This window comes from Peribacillus sp. NPDC097295, from assembly GCF_044761665.1.
Classification (GTDB): domain Bacteria; phylum Bacillota; class Bacilli; order Bacillales; family DSM-1321; genus Peribacillus.
This window is the reverse complement of record NZ_JBIWCW010000002.1, coordinates 357,984-376,014: the sequence shown is the minus strand read 5'-3', so window position 1 is coordinate 376,014 and position 18,031 is coordinate 357,984. Positions and strand designations below refer to the sequence as shown.

Below are 18,031 nucleotides of genomic sequence, written 5' to 3'. Positions count from 1 at the left end.
CCTCCAAAGTAGGAGGGCAGTAAACTGGCTTAAGCCTTTAATTTGGGTTCATCTTTTACGGAATGCCTAGCCTTCAATACATCAAGAACGGCCTGGAAAGGCAATTCCTGTTCTTGAAGCAGGACGAATAAGTGATATAGAAGATCTGCACTTTCCATCGAAAGTTCTTTTGCATCGCGGTTTTTGGCCGCAATGATGACTTCAGCTGATTCTTCCCCCACTTTTTTCAGGATTTTATCAACGCCTTTTTCAAATAAGTAGGTCGTATAAGAACCTTCAGGCATTTCAGCTTTTCGCTCCGCAATCAACCCTTCCAATTCCGTCAAGAAATTCACGTTCGTAGGTTCGGATTGCTTCGCTTCTTCATCTTTATAAATCGTTGTGCCGAAGCAGCTAGTTGCACCAGTATGGCATGCAGGCCCTGCGGGAATAACCTTAACGACTAAAGCATCTTGGTCGCAGTCATATTTGATTTCGACGATTTTTTGTGTATTTCCGCTCGTTTCCCCTTTATGCCAAAGCTTCTTGCGAGAACGACTGAAGAATACGGTCTCCCCTTTTGCAATGGATAGATTCAGGGATTCTTTGTTCATATAGGCGAGTGTCAAGACTTCGCCTGTTCCTGCGTCCTGGATAATCGCCGGAATAAGACCTTTTTCGTCATATTTAATCGTATCAAAATTCATCGTACAACCACTCCTTGTTGTTTGAGAAACGTTTTGACTTCTTTGACTGATGTTTCTTTATAATGGAAAATCGAAGCCGCCAATGCCGCGTCCGCTTTTCCTTCTTCAAATACAACCTGGAAATGCTCTGCGTTCCCGGCTCCACCCGAGGCGATAACTGGAACCGAAACAGCTTCAGATACCGCTTTCGTTAAGGCGATGTTAAACCCTTGCTTCTCGCCATCACAATCCATGCTAGTCAATAAGATTTCACCGGCACCACGGCTTACCGCTTCCTTCGCCCAATCAATGACTTCCCACTCTGTTGGTTTACGGCCACCATGTGTATATACACGCCAAGAACCAAGCGCTTCATCATATCTCGCATCAATGGCTATGACGATGCATTGGGCGCCAAAATAACCGGAACCTTCGTTGATCAAGTCAGGTCGCAGGACCGCGGCCGTATTTAAGGACACTTTATCTGCTCCTGCGCGTAAAATCTTTTTCATGTCTGCAAGTGAGTTTATCCCACCACCAACGGTAAAGGGAATGGCAAGGCTACCCGCCACACTTTGAACGACATCGACAATGGTTTCCCGTCCTTCGTGAGAGGCGGAAATATCAAGGAAAACCAGTTCATCGGCCCCTTCCTGGTCGTAAAAGGCAGCAAGTTCGACGGGGTCACCAGCGTCTCTCAAGGAAACAAATTGTATCCCCTTCACGACACGCCCGTCTTTTACATCCAAACAAGGAATTATCCGTTTTGTCAGCATTTAACCACGCACCTTTTCTAGCGCTTCCTTAACCGTAAAGCGATTCGTATAAATGGCTTTCCCGATGATTGCCCCGGCCACCCCTTGGGCCTCATATTCTTGGAGTTTGATAAGGTCATCAAGAGAACTGATACCGCCTGAAGCAATCACATTCTTTCCGGTAGCTTTAGCCATCGCGACAATCCCATCGACATTTGGTCCGGAAAGCATGCCGTCTGTCGCGATATCTGTCACGATAAACGTTTCCGCTCCGGCGTCAGCAAGAATCTTCCCGAGGTCGATTGCCCGTGTTTCCGAGGTTTGTAACCAACCATGTGTGGCAACCTTCCCATCTTTCGCATCGATTCCAATCGCGATATGTTTGCCGTATTTTCTGATCATATCTTTTGTGAACTCAGGATTGGAAACAGCCGTACTGCCAAGGATGACTCTCTCTATCCCGTTTTCGAGATAATGGGCAATATCCTGCTCTGTCCGGATCCCGCCGCCGATTTGCACACGTGCCCCCAACTCTTTCGCCGCTTTGATCACGTATGAGTCATTGATGCGCACACCTTCTTTGGCCCCGTCCAAATCGACCATATGTATCCACTCTGCTCCTTGATCAGCAAAGCTTTTTGCCATATCAAAGGGAGAATTCCCATAAATCGTTTCCTGATTATAGTCTCCTTGGATTAAGCGGACGCATTTTCCGTCGCGCATGTCAATCGCCGGGTAAATCGTAAAATTGCTCATGCTTTATCCTTCCCTTCCACTAACGACAAGTAATTTTTCAAGAGTGACATGCCCATCTGCCCGCTTTTCTCAGGATGAAACTGCATCCCAAAAACATTGCCTTTTCCAACGATTGCCGGTACTTCCACATCATAAGTTGTTGAAGCGATCATATAGGATTCATCGGTATCTGCATAATAGGAATGAACGAAGTACACATGCTCCTCTGCAAGACCGTCGATTAATGGCGATGAGTGTTTAAATCTTAGTTGGTTCCAGCCCATCTGGGGTACTTTATATGTTTGTTCGTTAGCATCCACACCCGTAAAACGAACGACTTTACCAGGAATGAGGGAAAGACCCTTTGCGGGCCCCTTCTCTTCACTTTCATCAAATAGAAGCTGCATGCCAAGGCATATCCCCAGTAAAAATCCGCCGTCGGCTACGTATTGTTTCAAGAACTCATCAAGGTTTTGTTTTTCCAAGAGACTCATCGCATCTCTGAAAGAACCGACGCCAGGTAGGATAATGCCTGTCGCTTTGGCCAGCTCGGCAGGGTCATCGGAAATGAATGAGTCTGCTTCAAGACGCTCTAGCCCCTTGCTGACGGAAAATAAATTCCCCATTCCGTAATCGACGATACCAATCATTTACAACATTCCTTTCGTCGAAGGAATCCCTTTTTCTCGTGGATCGATGGATGTCGCTTCATCCAATGCACGCCCGAGCGCTTTAAAGATGGCCTCGATCATATGATGCGTATTGTGGCCATAATGAACGACGACATGCAGATTCATCCTTGCTTCCAGTGCGAATTTCCATAGAAACTCGTGCACCAATTCCGTATCGAATGTGCCTACCTTTTGTGAAGGAAATTCCGCACGGAACTCAAGATGCGGTCGATTACTTAAATCGATGACAACCTGTGCAAGAGCCTCATCCATCGGTACGAAGGCATTTCCATAACGCTTGATGCCACGCTTGTCCCCCAGGGCTTCCAATAACGTCTGCCCTAAGCAAATGCCGATATCTTCAGTTGTATGATGATCATCTACCTCTGTATCGCCCTTCGCATCCACAGTAAGATCAAACTTCCCGTGCTTCGTGAACAAATCAAGCATATGCGTCATAAACGGAACACCCGTCTCAATCGACGAAACACCTTCCCCATCCACACCAAACTTCAAACTAATATCCGTCTCATTCGTCTTCCGCTCCACACTAGCAAAACGCTCCATAACAAATCCTCCTCAAATCGGGGGTCAGACCCCATTTCCCAAGTTCGCAAACTCTTTGAAAACACTTATATATCAATACTTTCAATGATTTATTTAGGGGTCAGACCCTATTTCCCAAGATCGTGCACACCACGGGATTCGATGGCGCGTGCGTGGGCTTCGAGTCCTTCCATTCGGGCAAATGCGGTAATTTTCGCGGCATTTTGGCGGAAGGCCGTTTCGCTGTACATGATGATGCTCGATTTCTTTTGGAAATCGTCAACATTAAGCGGACTGGAGAAACGAGCTGTCCCGTTCGTAGGCAAGACATGATTCGGGCCTGCAAAATAATCCCCGACAGGCTCCGAACTAAAGCGCCCAATAAAGATCGCCCCGGCGTGACGGATTTTTGCCATCACTTCAAGAGCATCGCGAGTCATGATTTCCAAATGCTCCGGTGCCAGTTCATTTATGGCACCAATGGCCTCGTCCATATTCTCACAAACAACAATTCGTCCATAATCCTTAATCGATGCTTCAGCGATTTCCCGACGCGGAAGTAAAGCCACCTGCTTCTCTACTTCAGCTGCTACGTCTGTTGCCAGTACCGTTGATGTTGTCACGAGTACACTGCAAGCACGAGCATCATGTTCTGCCTGTGATAACAAATCAGCTGCCACTTCGGAAGCAATTGCCGAATCGTCAGCAAGCACCGCTATTTCACTAGGTCCGGCAATCATATCGATGGCCACGTCCCCGAATACTTCCCGCTTCGCCAATGCCACATAAATATTACCTGGCCCTACAATTTTATCGACATTCACAATCGTTTCCGTTCCATAAGCAAGAGCCGCAATAGCCTGAGCTCCTCCGACCTTGTATATTTCCGTCACGCCGGCAATTTTCGCAGCGGCTAGGACCGCTGGTGCCAATTTGCCGTCTTTTCCAGGCGGGGAAGTCATTACGATGCGTTTCACCCCCGCCACTTTAGCAGGCATGACATTCATCAGAACAGATGAGGGATAGGCAGCCGTGCCACCAGGGACATAAACGCCCACCGCATCAAGTGGCGTCATTTTTTGACCAAGCATCGTTCCATTTTCATCGGTTGTCATCCAGGAATTGCGAATTTGTTTCTCGTGAAACATTCTGATATTATAGGCTGCTTCCTGAATAATCGCTATCTGTTCTATAGTTAACTCTGCAGTCGCTGCTTCGAGTTCCTGCTCGGTCACTAGAAATTTCTCAAGACGGACTCCGTCAAAGCGTTCTGTATAAGCGCGTAATGCTTCATCACCATGTTTCCTCACAGCATAAATGATATCCTGTACTGCTTTTCGTTGATCGGCAGTACCTGAATCAACCGAACGCTTCAAGGAAATCCCTTCTGCAAACCTTGAAATTTTCATGTATTCACCTCATAAACGTTCCTTTTTATTGTTCTATAATTTCAGCTAACCGATCGACAATTTCCGTGATCCGTGCTTCTTTAATTCGGTAACTGACAGGATTCGCCACCAACCTTGAAGTCACATCCGCAATTTTCGCATATTCGACCAAACCGTTTTCCTTCAACGTTTGACCAGTTGAAACGATATCCACGATTCGTTCCGCCAAGCCAATTAGTGGTGCTAATTCAATCGAACCATTCAGTTTGATTATTTCGACCTGCTCGCCTTGTTGGCGGAAATAACTTGCGGCCACATTCGGATATTTGCTGGCAATTTTAGGGGCGAATGAGCTGATTTTCGTACCAGGCAGACCGGCAACTGCTAAGTAGCAGGCACTGATTTTCAAATCAAGCAACTCGTATACATCACGTTCTTCCTCTAACATAACGTCTTTACCCGCAATCCCAATGTCTGCGACTCCATGTTCCACATACGTCACGACATCCATCGGCTTTGCTAAAATGAACCGAAGATTTTCCTCTTCCACTTCAATGATTAACTTGCGGGAATCATCAAACTCAGGAGGTAGACGAAAGTCGGCCTTTCTTAATAGCTCTGCCGCTTCTTCAAAAATTCTCCCTTTAGGCATCGCAATTGTTAAAAAGCTATTACTCATCTTGTCCATTCCCTCCATTCCCCACAAATAAATGCACGTCAGAAAAAGTCCTCGTAAATGCGTCGACATTTTGCACGACCGTAATATCTTGAATCGTAATTCTTTTACCTTCTGATCGTTTCGATTTCGCAAAATCAAGTGCTTCCGGCCGGCGTTCCGGGCTGAACAAAATACATTCCGGTGCAACAAGCTGCTTAGGTTCCCCAAGCGCTTCCGCAAGACGATCGACACGAATCGCAAAACCAGTGGCAGAAGCGTCCCAGCCGAACTTTTCTAGTAAGTTATCATAGCGTCCACCATTACCAATAGGCGATCCGACTTGATCTGCATACACTTCAAACAGAGTGCCTGTGTAATAACTCATATGACTGACTAATGTTAAATCAAGGTTCACATACTGTTCCACACCGAATTCCTTCAGCTGTACAGCCAGTTCCTTGAGTTCATCAAGCGAATCTTGTCCTTTACCATTCTCAAGCAACTCCATCGCTTTTGACAGAGTGCCTTCGCTTCCCCTTAAAGAAATGAATTGGATGAGCCGTTGTTTATCAATAGAAGAAAGCGGAAGTGATTTTACATGTTCACGGAAACCAACATAGTTCTTCTCATATAACAACTTCCTTAATCTAGAGGCTCTTTCTTCCGTACCGAGGATACTCAAGAAAAACTCTTGTAAGAATCCGATATGACCGATAGAGATTTTGAACTCCTTGAGCCCAGCTGCCTTCAGGACATCCGCAAGTAACGCGATCATTTCTGCATCTGCGCTGATGGATTTGTTTCCAATACACTCAATGCCGATTTGTTCAAACTCGGCTGGTCGGCCGCCTTCACGTTGCTGGGCACGATATACATTCGCGGAATATGCGAGACGGAGCGGGATTTGCTGTTTAAGCAATTTCGAAGCCGCCACCCGTGCAATGGGAGCCGTCATATCCGGGCGAAGCACAAGCGTATGCCCCTGAGAGTCTAGCAATTTAAATAACTGCTGATCCAAAATGGCCGATGCTTCCCCAATCGTTTCATAATATTCCAAAGCAGGTGTCTCAATAAATTGATATCCCCACTTCTTGATTTCATCACTCATCTTATTTCGAACCGATACTTTCGTTTCGTACAGCATCGGTAACGTATCTCTCATCCCTAACGGTTTCTCAAACATAAATGGCTTAGTCAAGGCTCCACATCCTTTCGGAATATTCGGTAATGTATGTATTTCCATTTGACCCTTCTAATCAAAATCAGGACCAAGCATATATAAATGTGTATATACCTATATCTTTCCTATATAACAATCTTAAAACCCCACGATGGGCCACATGTAAAATACTATCAAAAAAACGAACATAAACCTACGAATAATCAAAATAATCTATCAAATTACTTTAGTTCGCTAATATGGTAACAAGATGAAGTTATTACTAGTTTACTCCTGCCCCAACCAGACGTCAATGAAAAAAGGCTCCGAATGGGGTCAGACCCCATTTCCCAAACTCCACAAAACTTCCTGAAGCTTACAGCCTCAAAGGTTTTGGGATAAACTAGTAGGGGTCAGACCCTATTTCCCAGTCCTTTTATACTATCTTTGTTCATTTATCATTATTGTTGTATATCTTTTGGTCTGGAGGTCTTATAATTTTTAGTGGTTTAGGTGTATTTTAACTTTTTAGGGGGAAATGAGTTTGAAAAGAATTTTTTCATTTTTCATTGTATGTGTAATCATCTTTTCGCTAGGTTTTGGCGGGAATAAAGGGTTTGCTGCAACGAAAATCAATCAAGATGAGCTGAATACCTATCTTGCTGAGATAAGAATGACCCAAGATGAGCTGATAGATTACTTGGAATACTACGATTTAACAATGGCAGATTTTGAGTCAGTAGAAGACCTGCGGGATACATGCGGCCCGGCTGCCACTCCTGAAAGTTTGCAGGAGCTACTTAATGAATATGAGATGACCGAAGAAGAACTTACGAACTTATTAGTGGATTACGGGGAATTGGAAGAAGGAGATACCATTCTTGATACCTTCCACTTCATTTACGATATTGAAGATATCATCGATTTAGATTTAGAAGCAGATATGGACTATGCAGACGAGGATTTCATTGATTTAATGGATGACCTATTTACTGAGATTGACCTGACAGAGGAAGAACTCGAGCGTCTTATGAACCATTTGTTACCCATCGTTGAAGATCCTGCTTTTGAAGATCGCATGATGACGATTGCCGATAAAATGGAGCAATTGGAGTATTTCGATACCATAGACGAACTATCCGCCGGACAAGTTGCCGAATTGCTTTCGATCTATGATCAATTGCAAAACTTGTTACAAATCCAGTTCAAGTTTTCTTTAATTCATGAAGGTACGACATCCACCCTTTCTCTTGAATCGCTATTCAGGCTTGAGGATTTAACGAATGCTAGTTTGTTAGTCTCCATCTATGACTTAAGCGGTAACCTCTTGCTTGATTTTAAATTGACTGGGGAAATGATCGGTTCAAATTTAGTAAAAGAAACGGGAAATGACCTTAAGCAATCTACGGAGGTCATAACCAAAGTGGCAGAGGTAAAAAAAGAAAAACCTACACATAAAACGGAAAAAGGAGCCATGCTACCTAAGACTGCCGGCAATTACCTTTTTGGAACGTTAATCGGTTTAGTGATGATCGCCCTTGCATTTAGGTTTTTCAGGAAAGCGTTGCTCGTAAAATAAAATGAAACCCAAGCATAAGAAAAAGTGGCTTCTCACTGTGGCTTCCTGCCTTCTCATTGTAGGTTTCTATTTTACGACGACGAATGCTTTTACCTTGTTAAAAGGGTATGCCCTTTATAAATGGGACAAGCCCGATACCGCTGAGATAGCGACCACCCACAAAGAAAAAAAGGCTCCACCCAATGATCAGCTATATGATAAAAGGCCAAAAACGGGCGACCTGATAGGTGAGCTGTATATCCCCAAGCTCGAGGCGACTTTACCGATTTACCATGGAACAGATGAAGATGAGCTTGAAAAGGGTGTCGGGCATTACGCCGGTTCGGTTCTGCCTGGTGAAAAGGATAATTCCGTCTTATCCGGCCATCGTGACACGGTTTTCCGGAAGCTAGGTGACGTTGGTGAGGGCGACTTGCTTGTTACGAAGACCGAAGCTGGCACGTTCACCTATAAAGTGAGGAAAGTCCGAATCGTCGACGCTGATGATCGGACCGTGATTGTACCCAAGCCAAAAGCCACCCTGACTGTAACAACCTGTTATCCTTTTTCATATATTGGTAGTGCACCTGAGCGGTATGTATTGATTGCAGATTTACTGAAATCGGAAATGGACAATTAAACATGAGGGCTGCATCCTTTTGCAGCCCTCTCTCCATTATAAGAGAGTAGGAGGACGAGTGCGTTATGGATAAACAGGCGCAGGAAAAGTTCTATCAAATCGTAAGAAACACATATGAAGTTACATCGAAAACAGAGGATCTATCGATTGCAGAGGTCATCGATCAACTGAAAAAAGATTTGTCCCAACTAAAAGGGCTTACTCATTGAGCAAGCCCTTTTTCTTATAAAGAAGTTTGCTGTTCACGCAGCAGCATTTCTTCTTTCGTATATATCACCTGCATCGGATTCCCTCCGACAAAAGCTCCTTCGGGAACATCCTTATGGACCAGCGTCCCCGCTGAAACAATCGCCCCATCACCGATGGTAAGTCCCGGAAGAACGGTGGAATTGGCTCCAATCAGCACTTCATTTCCAATGACGACTTCCCCCAACCGATATTCATTAATCAAATATTCATGTGCAAGTATCGTCGTATTATAGCCAATCACGGTATTCCGTCCCACTGAAATCTTTTCAGGAAACATCACATCCGGCATGACCATCAAGGCGAATGAGGTATGCTTCCCTACTTTCATCTGCAAAAAAGTCCGGTACAGCCAATTTTTCATGCCTAAAAACGGTGTATATCTTGCTAGCTGAATCACAATGAAATTCTTCACGACTTTCCAGAATGGAACGGTTTTGTACACCTGCCAAAGTGAATTGGCCCCTTCCACTGGAAAGCGGGTCGTCCGTCTCATCCTTTTACCTCTTCAAGCTTTTCAACCTCCACAATATCCAATAAATCGGACATGTTCTCGAGCATAAAATCCGGATGAAAGCTCTCCAAGAACTCACGGCCTTTTATCGACCATGCGACACCAGCCGTTTTGGTGCCAGTATTTTTCCCGCCAAGAATATCATGATGGCTGTCTCCGATCATGATGGCCTCCTCGGGAACCGAATTGAGCTGCTTTAAGGCTTTTAATAGCGGCTCCGGATCAGGTTTCGCATGTTTCACTTCATCCAGAGTGACCACAACTTCAAAGAACTGATCCAGTTTGCTTAAACGCAATCCTCTTTCGACTATATCGCGTTTTTTCGTCGTCACGACCGCCAGTTTATAACCGCTCCGTTTCAACGTTTGAACCGTTTCGAATACCCCATCAAACTGGGTCACGAGTGTATCATGATTTTTCCAATTATGTGCCCGATAGTAGGCAATCATTTCATCCGCGCGGTCCGGGTCGATTGATGAAAACGTATCAACCAACGTCGGACCTATGAATGGGATGATGTCCTCCCGCTTGAATTGTCCGGGATAATAATGGTTCAACGTTTCCGTAAATGAAGCGATGATTAATTCATTCGTATTGATCAACGTTCCATCCAGGTCAAATAATAGTGTTGTTATTTTACTGTTCATATGCGGCATCCTTCCTCTGTACACTGTCATATCGATTCCATATATAAGCGACTGCCATCGTTAGGACAATGGCTGTGACCAGCCTGATTAGTAATAATGGCAAAACCGGAATCCCCAGTGGGATAAAAATTAATGTATCTTCGATCACGGCATGGCAAGCTACCAAAAAGATGAACGCGAGTGTCATATCCTTCTTCGAAACATTGTCTTCCTTAGCAGCCTGGATCATCACACCTGCACCATAGGCAAGGCCGAGCGTAAGCCCAGCTACAAATGGCATCGAGGTATTGGGCTTCATCCCCAATATCCTCATGAATGGAGCGAGCGCCCGTGAAAAGGCCTCCAACCATTTTAAATCTTTCATGATTTGAACGACGACCATGAGGGGAATGACGATGAGTGCCAACTGTCCAATTCCGATAAAGGCTTTTGTGATTCCATGTAAAAGGATCGCACCTGCCCCAACGATCTCAGTCGCCTCTTGAACCACAAAACCTTGGGCCATTTCCCCTCCGCCCTGCCAAACGAGATTGATGATGACAGCAGACATTAAGGCAAGACCGATTCGGACGGTCAAAATGACCCACAGCTTCACACCTGTTTTCATGGCTACCCCTGATTCAATAAATAAATTATGTGAAAAAGATAACATCACGGCAATGATAAAGACTTCTTTTACAGTGAGATCGAGCGTCAAGATTCCTGCAATCGCTGCATATAAATTCAAGAAGTTCCCCAGGACAAGGGGAATCGCTGCATCCCCAGGGAGGCCGATTAGATTCATCAGGGGCGCTATCAGGTCAATCATCCAAGGTAATACGGGTGTATATTGAAGCACCGTCACAATTAATGTAACCGGAAAAATCACTTTCCCCAATGTCCAAGTTGTATTTAAACCAGAAAGAAGCCCCTTTTTAACGGAATCTACTATCACTACGCCCTCTCCTTTTACACATATTCTCTATGCATCTAAATATCGCTTATCAGCCTGACCACGAAATCTCCTATAAAGGATCAAAGCGACAGCCACAATCACTAAGACAATGGAAATCACTTGGGCAATCCGAAGGGATTCCGTTAGCATCAAGCTATCTGTCCGTAGCCGTTCAACGAAAAATCGACCGATTGAATACCATAGAACATAAGTTAAGAATAGCTCTCCCCTGCGCATATTCACTTTACGTAATAACAGGAGAATAATCACACCGACAATGTTCCATACCGATTCGTATAAAAAAGTCGGATGATAATACGTACCATTTATGTACATTTGATTAATAATGAACTCAGGAAGATGTAAGTTTTCCAAGAAGGCTCTCGTTACTTCCCCACCGTGCGCTTCCTGATTCATGAAATTACCCCAACGGCCAATGGCCTGACCTAGTAACAAACTCGGTGCAGCAATATCCACTAGCTTCCAAAATGAAACGTTCTTTATCCTGGCAAAGATAATGGCCGTTAATACGGAACCGATTAACGCTCCGTGGATGGCAATTCCGCCATTCCATATCTTAATGATATCCCCAGGATTTTGTGAATAATAATCCCATTGGAAGATGACATAATAAATACGTGCGCAGATGATTGCGATTGGCACTGCAAACAGAATCAAATCCGTAAATATTTCCTTATCAAGTCCCCGGCGTTCCGATTCCCTTAAGGCAATGATAAGACCCAATAATACGCCGAAGCCGATAATCAGCCCATACCAATGTATCTGGAGGGATCCAAGTTCAATCGCAATCGGGTTTAATGGTTGTATTCCTTGCTCCATTTTGTCTCCTCTTTTCCTATAACTTTACTTAAAATTCATCATTGTCCGAATCGGCAATAGCATTATTCAGACGATCTGAAAACTGTTCTGCGGCGTTTACACCCATGCGTTTTAATCGGTAATTCATGGCCGCCACTTCAATGATGACAGCTAAATTTCGACCTGGGCGAACAGGAACGGTGATTTTCGTAACCTCCGTATCAATGATTTTCATTGTCTCTTCATCGAGACCGACTCGGTCATATTGCTTATTCTTTTCCCAAAGTTCAAGATTAATAACGATGGAAATTTTCTTATTACTCCGAACCGCACCAGCCCCGAATAATGTCATGACATTGATGATGCCAAGACCCCTGATTTCAAGCAGGTGCTCGATTAAGTCCGGGGCATTCCCGACGAGCGTATCCTGATCTTCCTGGCGGATTTCGACACAATCATCGGCGACAAGGCGATGTCCACGTTTAACCAGTTCAAGTGCTGTCTCGCTTTTACCGACCCCGCTTTTTCCAGTAATCAACACACCCAACCCATATATATCCACCAACACACCATGAATCGCTGTGGTGGGAGCTAATTTACTTTCGAGAAAGTTAGTCAGACGGCTAAATAGCCTTGTTGTTTTCATCGAAGACCTCATCACAGGAACGGACTCTCGCTCGGATGCTTCGATCAACTCGATAGGCACTTCCTGACCACGAGTAACGATGATTCCCGGTGTATAGTCTCTACATAGTTCTTCCATTCGCTGGACTCGGTCTGCTTCATTCAGCCGGTTAAAAAAGGACATTTCCGTCATACCCAGAAGTTGTAAACGATCTGCTGGATAATAATCAAAAAATCCGGCAATTTCTAACCCAGGTCGAGATAAATCACTCGTAACGATTGGCCGGTTAATACCTTCCTCACCACTGATAAGTTCAAGATCGAGTGCTTCGACAACATCCTTAGTACGTACTTTTGCCATATATCTTTCCTCCTTTTTGGAGTGATGCTTATTTTTAGCGATACTTTTTCATTTTAGCATTATTCTGTAAATAACCAAACAACGCATATTCAATTTATTCTTTTTTCCAATCAGAAGCTACTTTCAACCTTTCTCACTTGATTATAATAATGGATAGAGTATTTCGAAAGGAAGGGAAGATCCATGAAAATCGTCATTGATGCCGGCCATGGTTATACTACGCCCGGCAAACAATCGCCTGATGGCATGAAGGAATATGACTTCAATCGGGAAACGGCATCCTTCACCAAACAATATTTAGAGAGGACGGATGCCATCACCGTTCATTTCGTCCATGAAGATGGACGGGACGTCCCTCTTAGTGAGCGAACCCGTAAAGCACATGCCCTTGGAGCTGACCTATATGTATCCATCCATGCAAACGCCGCTGGCACTGGTAATTGGCATGAGGCAAACGGGATCGAAACATACGTTTATACCTCTAAACCGAAGGAATCCCTTTCCCTCGCTGAAAAGGTCCAACATGATCTTGCAAAAGCCACACAGTTAAAAAATAGAGGGGTGAAGACGGCCAATTTCCAAGTGTTACGCGAAACAAAATGTCCGGCCATTTTAATCGAGTGTGGGTTTATGACCAATCAAGATGAAGCCGCACTTTTAAAGACGAAGGCCTATCGGAAAATATGCGGAGAATCCATTGCCAAAAGCATTCTCTCCCATTATAAGCTTCATAAGGAGCTCCCTTCCACCATACTATATAAAGTTCAGATTGGGGCCTTCTCGGAAAAGAAAAATGCCGAAGCCCTTGTTAAAAAATTGGCCAAAGATGGGTACGAAGCCATCATTACCACACAACAATAAATAAAGCCCGTCAGTCTAACTGGCGGGCTTCCTTTCTATTACCTCAAGAAACCGTAATTGCCGCCGTTTTTGTATCGGCAAATACGTGTAGTACCGAGTCTTCCAGATTAGTTGTTTTAAACTTAAGCACCTTTTGGACCACATCACTTTTTTCTTCGACGATGGTCATCCCTTCTAAACTTACGTTAAAGCTTCCCAAATTAGACTTCAACTCACCTTCGATTGCCTTTCCCGGAGGCAAGACAAGCTGGACTTTCCCGGTAATCGACTTGGCATGAATGGCTTCGCAATCCTGTGACCCATTCTTGCAGACGATTTCCCCGTTGAAAGTCTGAACATCCATCTTCTTGAAGTTTCCTTCCGCATTGATTGCGCCGTTTAACGTTTCCGCTTCCATCTCGTCATAATTCGTATCGGAAATGGTAATCGTTCCATTACCCGTTTCAAGTTCGCATGTTTCGCCTTTCCCTTGTTGGATATGGATGACGCCATTTGCCGTTTTGGCCTTAAGTTTCTCTACTGTCAGGGATTCTGTTGTTATCGCACCGTTAAACAGCCTAACCTGAATATCCTCATACACCTTGCGGGGAATATAAAGCACCGTATCAACCTTCATCGTTTTTTCACGGACCTTGAACTTCAATTTTCCGGCTTCAATCTCGAAGTGAACTTCTTCTAAAAAGGTTTCCCTCGCTTTATCTATATCTTCCACTCGATATACTTTCGCATGACATTCCACTCGGACTTCCTGCTGATCCCATGTAGCGATATTCACTTTTCCATTTGCGACATCAATATCGATTTCATCCAGAAACTCATAATCATGCTGAAAAATATGGCTAACCTCAACCGATTTTCCAAAATTAAAATCCAAATCCGTTTCCTTGATCTTTTTATATGCACTTTCTACGAAACCTAGTATTTTTTCCTTAGAGGATTGGACATTCTTCTTAAAAGAGTCCTGGCCATTTTCTTCACTTTTCTGATTAACCACTACGGTGGATAGTTCATTTTGCAGCTTTTGCTCTTTCGCTTCACTTTCCATACCAGCTTTTTCTAAATCGTCTAAAAGATTCATTGCTTCCACCGCTGTCAGCTTTCCATCTTGAACCATTTCCAATATTCTTTGTTTTTCTGCTTGCATAGACCATCCCCACTTTCTTAGTGTACTTACACATACATACGCCTAGTCAGGTGAAAAGTTTCATACAATATCCCAATTCCATTTCTCGACATTGTACGGCGACAATTTCTGAAAACTGTAATGGTTACATTTCCCCGGAAATAACGGACTTCACTTGCTACTAATCAAATGATTGATTAAAAGAAATTATCCATATTTCTACAAAAAGCAAGCCAATTGGCTTGCTTTTAAACATGTTCATGTTCTTTTTCTTCTATCCATTTTTCCATCCGGGTTTGATCACGGGTCAACACAGGCTTCAAGTATTTCCCTGTATACGATTCCGTAACTTCACAAATTTTCTCAGGTGTTCCGTACGTTACAATCGTCCCACCTTTATCTCCACCTTCTGGACCCAAGTCAATGATATGGTCAGAAGCCTTGATGACATCGAGGTTATGCTCGATAACGAGAACGGTATCCCCATTGTCCACGAGCCGTTGCAAGACTTCAAGCAACCTCGCTATATCATGGACATGAAGCCCGGTTGTCGGTTCATCCAAGATATAAAATGAACGGCCAGTTGACCGACGATGCAATTCAGAAGCGAGCTTTACCCTTTGTGCCTCTCCGCCTGATAGAGTGGTAGCCGGTTGACCTAACTTGATATAACCAAGGCCCACATCAAATAACGTTTGAATTTTCCGTTTGATTTTCGGAATATTTTCGAAGAAACTGACACCTTCCTCAACCGTCATATCAAGGATATCAGAAATGGTTTTTCCTTTATATTTCACTTCAAGCGTTTCGCGGTTATACCGTTTTCCATGGCAGACTTCACATGGAACATATACATCAGGTAGGAAATGCATTTCAATTTTAATGATTCCATCACCACGGCAAGCTTCACAGCGACCACCTTTCACATTAAAGCTGAACCGTCCTTTTTTGTATCCACGGATTTTCGCTTCATTCGTTGAGGCAAAAACATCTCGAATATCATCGAATACACCGGTATAGGTAGCTGGGTTAGAACGGGGCGTTCTTCCAATTGGCGATTGATCGATATCGATCACTTTATCTAAATGTTCAATCCCTTTAATTTCGCGGTAATCTCCAGGCCTAGCCTTGGCACGATTAAGCTTTTGCGCTAGCGATTTATGAAGGATTTCATTCACTAATGTACTTTTACCAGACCCGGAAACGCCAGTGACAGCGATGAAGACTCCAAGCGGGAACTTAACATTGACGTTTTTCAGGTTATTTTGCTTAGCCCCTTTAATTTCAATGACTCGACCGTCATTTTTCCTGCGTTCTAACGGTAGCGGGATGAATTTCTTTCCTGATAAGTATTGACCAGTTAAAGATTCTGGATTGTTCATGACCTCTTCCGGGGTACCGGCAGCCACAATTTCTCCACCATGAGCCCCCGCTCCTGGTCCGACATCAATCAGGTAATCTGCCGCAAGCATCGTATCTTCATCATGTTCAACCACTATAAGTGTGTTTCCGATTTCCCTCATGTTTTTTAACGTATCGATCAATCGGTCATTATCGCGCTGATGTAAACCGATGGATGGTTCATCTAAGATATATAGCACGCCCGTCAGTCGTGAACCGATCTGGGTAGCAAGCCGTATACGTTGTGCTTCACCACCTGATAATGTTCCTGCTGCTCGACTCAGCGTCAAATAATCCAGTCCTACGTTATCAAGGAAACCAAGACGTTCCCGAATCTCCCGTAAAATCAACTTCGCAATCGCGGCTTCTTTTTCCGTCAAATCCAGCTTATCAAAGAATAATAATGAATCTTCTACTGATAATGTTGTTGTTTCGCTTATATTAACACCTTGAATGAGTACGGATAGACTTTCCTTTTTCAAGCGCTGTCCCTTGCATGCAGGACAAGGGTTCTCGGACATGTATTTCTGCATTTGTTCTCGAATGTAATCGGAGTTCGTTTCCTTAAAGCGCCGCTCGACATTCCGTAATACCCCTTCGAATGGGATATGCCCTTCCTGTACTCTACCAAAATCGTTTTTATAGCGGAAATAGATTTTTTCCTTACCAGAACCTAATAGAATTTTCTCGATTTTCTCTTCCGGAAGGTCTTTGACTGGAACATCCATATCGATATCATAATGAGCCGCTACCGCCTCAAGGAGTTGAGGGTAATATTGAGAGCTCGTCGGTTCCCAAGGTGCGATGGCATGCTGACGAAGACTTAGATCTTTATTCGGGATAACCAAATCACGGTCCACTTCAAGCCTTGCACCCAAACCATCACAATCGGGGCAAGCACCGAATGGACTATTGAAGGAGAACATCCTTGGCTCCAGCTCACCGATGGAAAAACCACAGATTGGGCAAGCATGATCCTCACTGAAGAGCAGTTCCTCTTCACCCATCACATCGATAATGACCTTGCCATCTCCAAGTTTCAAAGCACTTTCCAAGGAGTCCGCCATTCTTGCCCGAATTCCCTCTTTGATAACAATCCGGTCAATGATGACTTCAATTGAATGCTTCTTATTCTTTTCAAGCGTGATATCGTCACTGAGGTCAAACATCTCCCCATCCACGCGAACGCGGACATACCCTTGTTTCTTCACTTCTTCTAGCACTTTTACATGTGTGCCTTTTCTTCCTGAAACGAGCGGTGCCAACACTTGAAGCTTTGTCCGTTCCGGATAGTCCAGTATACGATCGACCATTTGTTCAATCGTTTGAGAACTGATTTCGATATTATGGATCGGACAGGTTGGCCTACCGACCCTCGCATATAACAATCTTAAATAATCATAAATTTCGGTAACGGTCCCGACAGTTGAGCGGGGGTTTTTACTCGTTGTTTTCTGATCGATCGATATCGCAGGGGACAACCCCTCAATCATATCGACGTCCGGTTTATCCACTTGCCCTAAAAATTGGCGGGCATAAGCCGAGAGTGATTCTACGTAACGTCTTTGCCCTTCCGCATATATCGTATCAAAAGCCAAGGACGACTTCCCAGAACCAGATAAGCCCGTCAGAACCACAAGTTTATCCCTAGGTATCGTGACGTCGACATTCTTTAGATTGTTAGTCCTGGCTCCCTTAATCACAATTTTGTCCATTGCCATGTTTC

Annotated in this window: 19 protein-coding genes; 4 read left to right on the top strand and 15 right to left on the bottom strand. The window is 44.2% G+C overall.

Features of this window, described 5'->3' with window-relative positions:
- Positions 1-29 precede the first annotated feature (29 nt).
- From hisIE to ACIQXN_RS04955, 8 genes are all read right to left on the bottom strand, one after another.
- Entirely contained in the window at positions 30-686 is a 657-nt protein-coding gene (gene hisIE, locus ACIQXN_RS04990; protein ID WP_402962504.1) for a bifunctional phosphoribosyl-AMP cyclohydrolase/phosphoribosyl-ATP diphosphatase HisIE, read from the bottom strand.
- Positions 683-1,441 (bottom strand): imidazole glycerol phosphate synthase subunit HisF, encoded by a 759-nt coding sequence (gene hisF, locus ACIQXN_RS04985; protein WP_402962501.1) that lies wholly within the window; start codon positions 1,439-1,441, stop codon positions 683-685. Before hisF ends, hisIE begins: the two co-directional genes overlap by 4 nt.
- A complete protein-coding gene (gene hisA, locus ACIQXN_RS04980; RefSeq protein ID WP_402962498.1) occupies positions 1,442-2,176 on the bottom strand; it encodes a 1-(5-phosphoribosyl)-5-[(5-phosphoribosylamino)methylideneamino]imidazole-4-carboxamide isomerase in 735 nt (244 codons plus the stop codon).
- Positions 2,173-2,805: an imidazole glycerol phosphate synthase subunit HisH gene (gene hisH, locus ACIQXN_RS04975; protein WP_402962495.1), complete on the bottom strand. Its 633-nt coding sequence runs from the start codon at positions 2,803-2,805 to the stop codon at positions 2,173-2,175. The genes hisA and hisH overlap by 4 nt, the downstream gene beginning before the upstream one ends.
- Positions 2,806-3,393 (bottom strand): imidazoleglycerol-phosphate dehydratase HisB, encoded by a 588-nt coding sequence (gene hisB, locus ACIQXN_RS04970; protein ID WP_402962492.1) that lies wholly within the window; start codon positions 3,391-3,393, stop codon positions 2,806-2,808. It lies immediately after the preceding gene.
- A gap of 107 nt (positions 3,394-3,500) precedes the next feature.
- Positions 3,501-4,781 carry a histidinol dehydrogenase gene (gene hisD / locus ACIQXN_RS04965; RefSeq protein ID WP_402962489.1) on the bottom strand — a complete coding sequence of 427 codons (1,281 nt, stop codon included), beginning with the start codon at positions 4,779-4,781 and terminating at the stop codon, positions 3,501-3,503.
- Between the two features lie 25 nt (positions 4,782-4,806).
- Complete coding sequence (hisG, locus tag ACIQXN_RS04960; RefSeq protein ID WP_402962486.1) at positions 4,807-5,439, bottom strand: ATP phosphoribosyltransferase; 633 nt, start codon at positions 5,437-5,439, stop codon at positions 4,807-4,809.
- A complete protein-coding gene (locus tag ACIQXN_RS04955) occupies positions 5,432-6,616 on the bottom strand; it encodes an ATP phosphoribosyltransferase regulatory subunit (protein WP_402963341.1) in 1,185 nt (394 codons plus the stop codon). The genes hisG and ACIQXN_RS04955 overlap by 8 nt, the downstream gene beginning before the upstream one ends.
- 505 nt (positions 6,617-7,121) lie before the next feature.
- Between ACIQXN_RS04955 and ACIQXN_RS04950 the strand changes: the two genes are divergently transcribed.
- The 3 genes from ACIQXN_RS04950 (at position 7,122) to ACIQXN_RS04940 (ending at position 8,984) form a co-directional block, all read left to right on the top strand.
- Positions 7,122-8,156, top strand: a complete 1,035-nt coding sequence (locus ACIQXN_RS04950) for a processed acidic surface protein (RefSeq protein ID WP_402962483.1) — start codon at positions 7,122-7,124, stop codon at positions 8,154-8,156.
- 37 nt (positions 8,157-8,193) lie between these two features.
- Positions 8,194-8,775: a class D sortase gene (locus ACIQXN_RS04945; RefSeq protein ID WP_402962480.1), complete on the top strand. Its 582-nt coding sequence runs from the start codon at positions 8,194-8,196 to the stop codon at positions 8,773-8,775.
- Positions 8,776-8,840: 65 nt separating this feature from the next.
- Positions 8,841-8,984, top strand: coding sequence for a hypothetical protein (locus ACIQXN_RS04940; protein ID WP_402962475.1), 144 nt, complete (start codon positions 8,841-8,843; stop codon positions 8,982-8,984).
- A 14-nt stretch (positions 8,985-8,998) separates the two neighbouring features.
- Here the strand turns inward: ACIQXN_RS04940 and ACIQXN_RS04935 are convergent, their stop codons facing one another.
- From ACIQXN_RS04935 to hprK, 5 genes are read right to left on the bottom strand one after another with little or no spacing between them, the layout of a single operon-like run.
- Positions 8,999-9,517, bottom strand: coding sequence for an acyltransferase (locus ACIQXN_RS04935; protein WP_402962470.1), 519 nt, complete (start codon positions 9,515-9,517; stop codon positions 8,999-9,001).
- On the bottom strand, positions 9,514-10,182 hold the full coding sequence (gene ppaX, locus ACIQXN_RS04930; protein WP_402962465.1) for a pyrophosphatase PpaX: 669 nt from the start codon (positions 10,180-10,182) through the stop codon (positions 9,514-9,516). Before ppaX ends, ACIQXN_RS04935 begins: the two co-directional genes overlap by 4 nt.
- On the bottom strand, positions 10,172-11,116 hold the full coding sequence (locus tag ACIQXN_RS04925) for a nucleoside recognition domain-containing protein (RefSeq protein WP_402962460.1): 945 nt from the start codon (positions 11,114-11,116) through the stop codon (positions 10,172-10,174). The genes ppaX and ACIQXN_RS04925 overlap by 11 nt, the downstream gene beginning before the upstream one ends.
- Positions 11,117-11,143: 27 nt before the next feature.
- The gene (gene lgt / locus ACIQXN_RS04920; protein ID WP_402962456.1) at positions 11,144-11,956 is read right to left on the bottom strand and encodes a prolipoprotein diacylglyceryl transferase; all 813 of its coding nucleotides are present in this window, start codon (positions 11,954-11,956) and stop codon (positions 11,144-11,146) included.
- Positions 11,957-11,984: 28 nt separating this feature from the next.
- Positions 11,985-12,920 carry an HPr(Ser) kinase/phosphatase gene (gene hprK, locus ACIQXN_RS04915; protein WP_402962451.1) on the bottom strand — a complete coding sequence of 312 codons (936 nt, stop codon included), beginning with the start codon at positions 12,918-12,920 and terminating at the stop codon, positions 11,985-11,987.
- Positions 12,921-13,103: 183 nt separating this feature from the next.
- Between hprK and ACIQXN_RS04910 the strand changes: the two genes are divergently transcribed.
- The gene (locus ACIQXN_RS04910) at positions 13,104-13,781 is read left to right on the top strand and encodes an N-acetylmuramoyl-L-alanine amidase (RefSeq protein ID WP_402962446.1); all 678 of its coding nucleotides are present in this window, start codon (positions 13,104-13,106) and stop codon (positions 13,779-13,781) included.
- Positions 13,782-13,824: 43 nt separating this feature from the next.
- On the opposite strand, the gene ACIQXN_RS04905 is transcribed toward ACIQXN_RS04910, so the two are convergent.
- Complete coding sequence (locus ACIQXN_RS04905; RefSeq protein WP_402962443.1) at positions 13,825-14,925, bottom strand: DUF4097 family beta strand repeat-containing protein; 1,101 nt, start codon at positions 14,923-14,925, stop codon at positions 13,825-13,827.
- A 227-nt stretch (positions 14,926-15,152) separates the two neighbouring features.
- Positions 15,153-18,026: an excinuclease ABC subunit UvrA gene (gene uvrA, locus ACIQXN_RS04900; protein ID WP_402962438.1), complete on the bottom strand. Its 2,874-nt coding sequence runs from the start codon at positions 18,024-18,026 to the stop codon at positions 15,153-15,155.
- Positions 18,027-18,031: the final 5 nt, after the last annotated feature.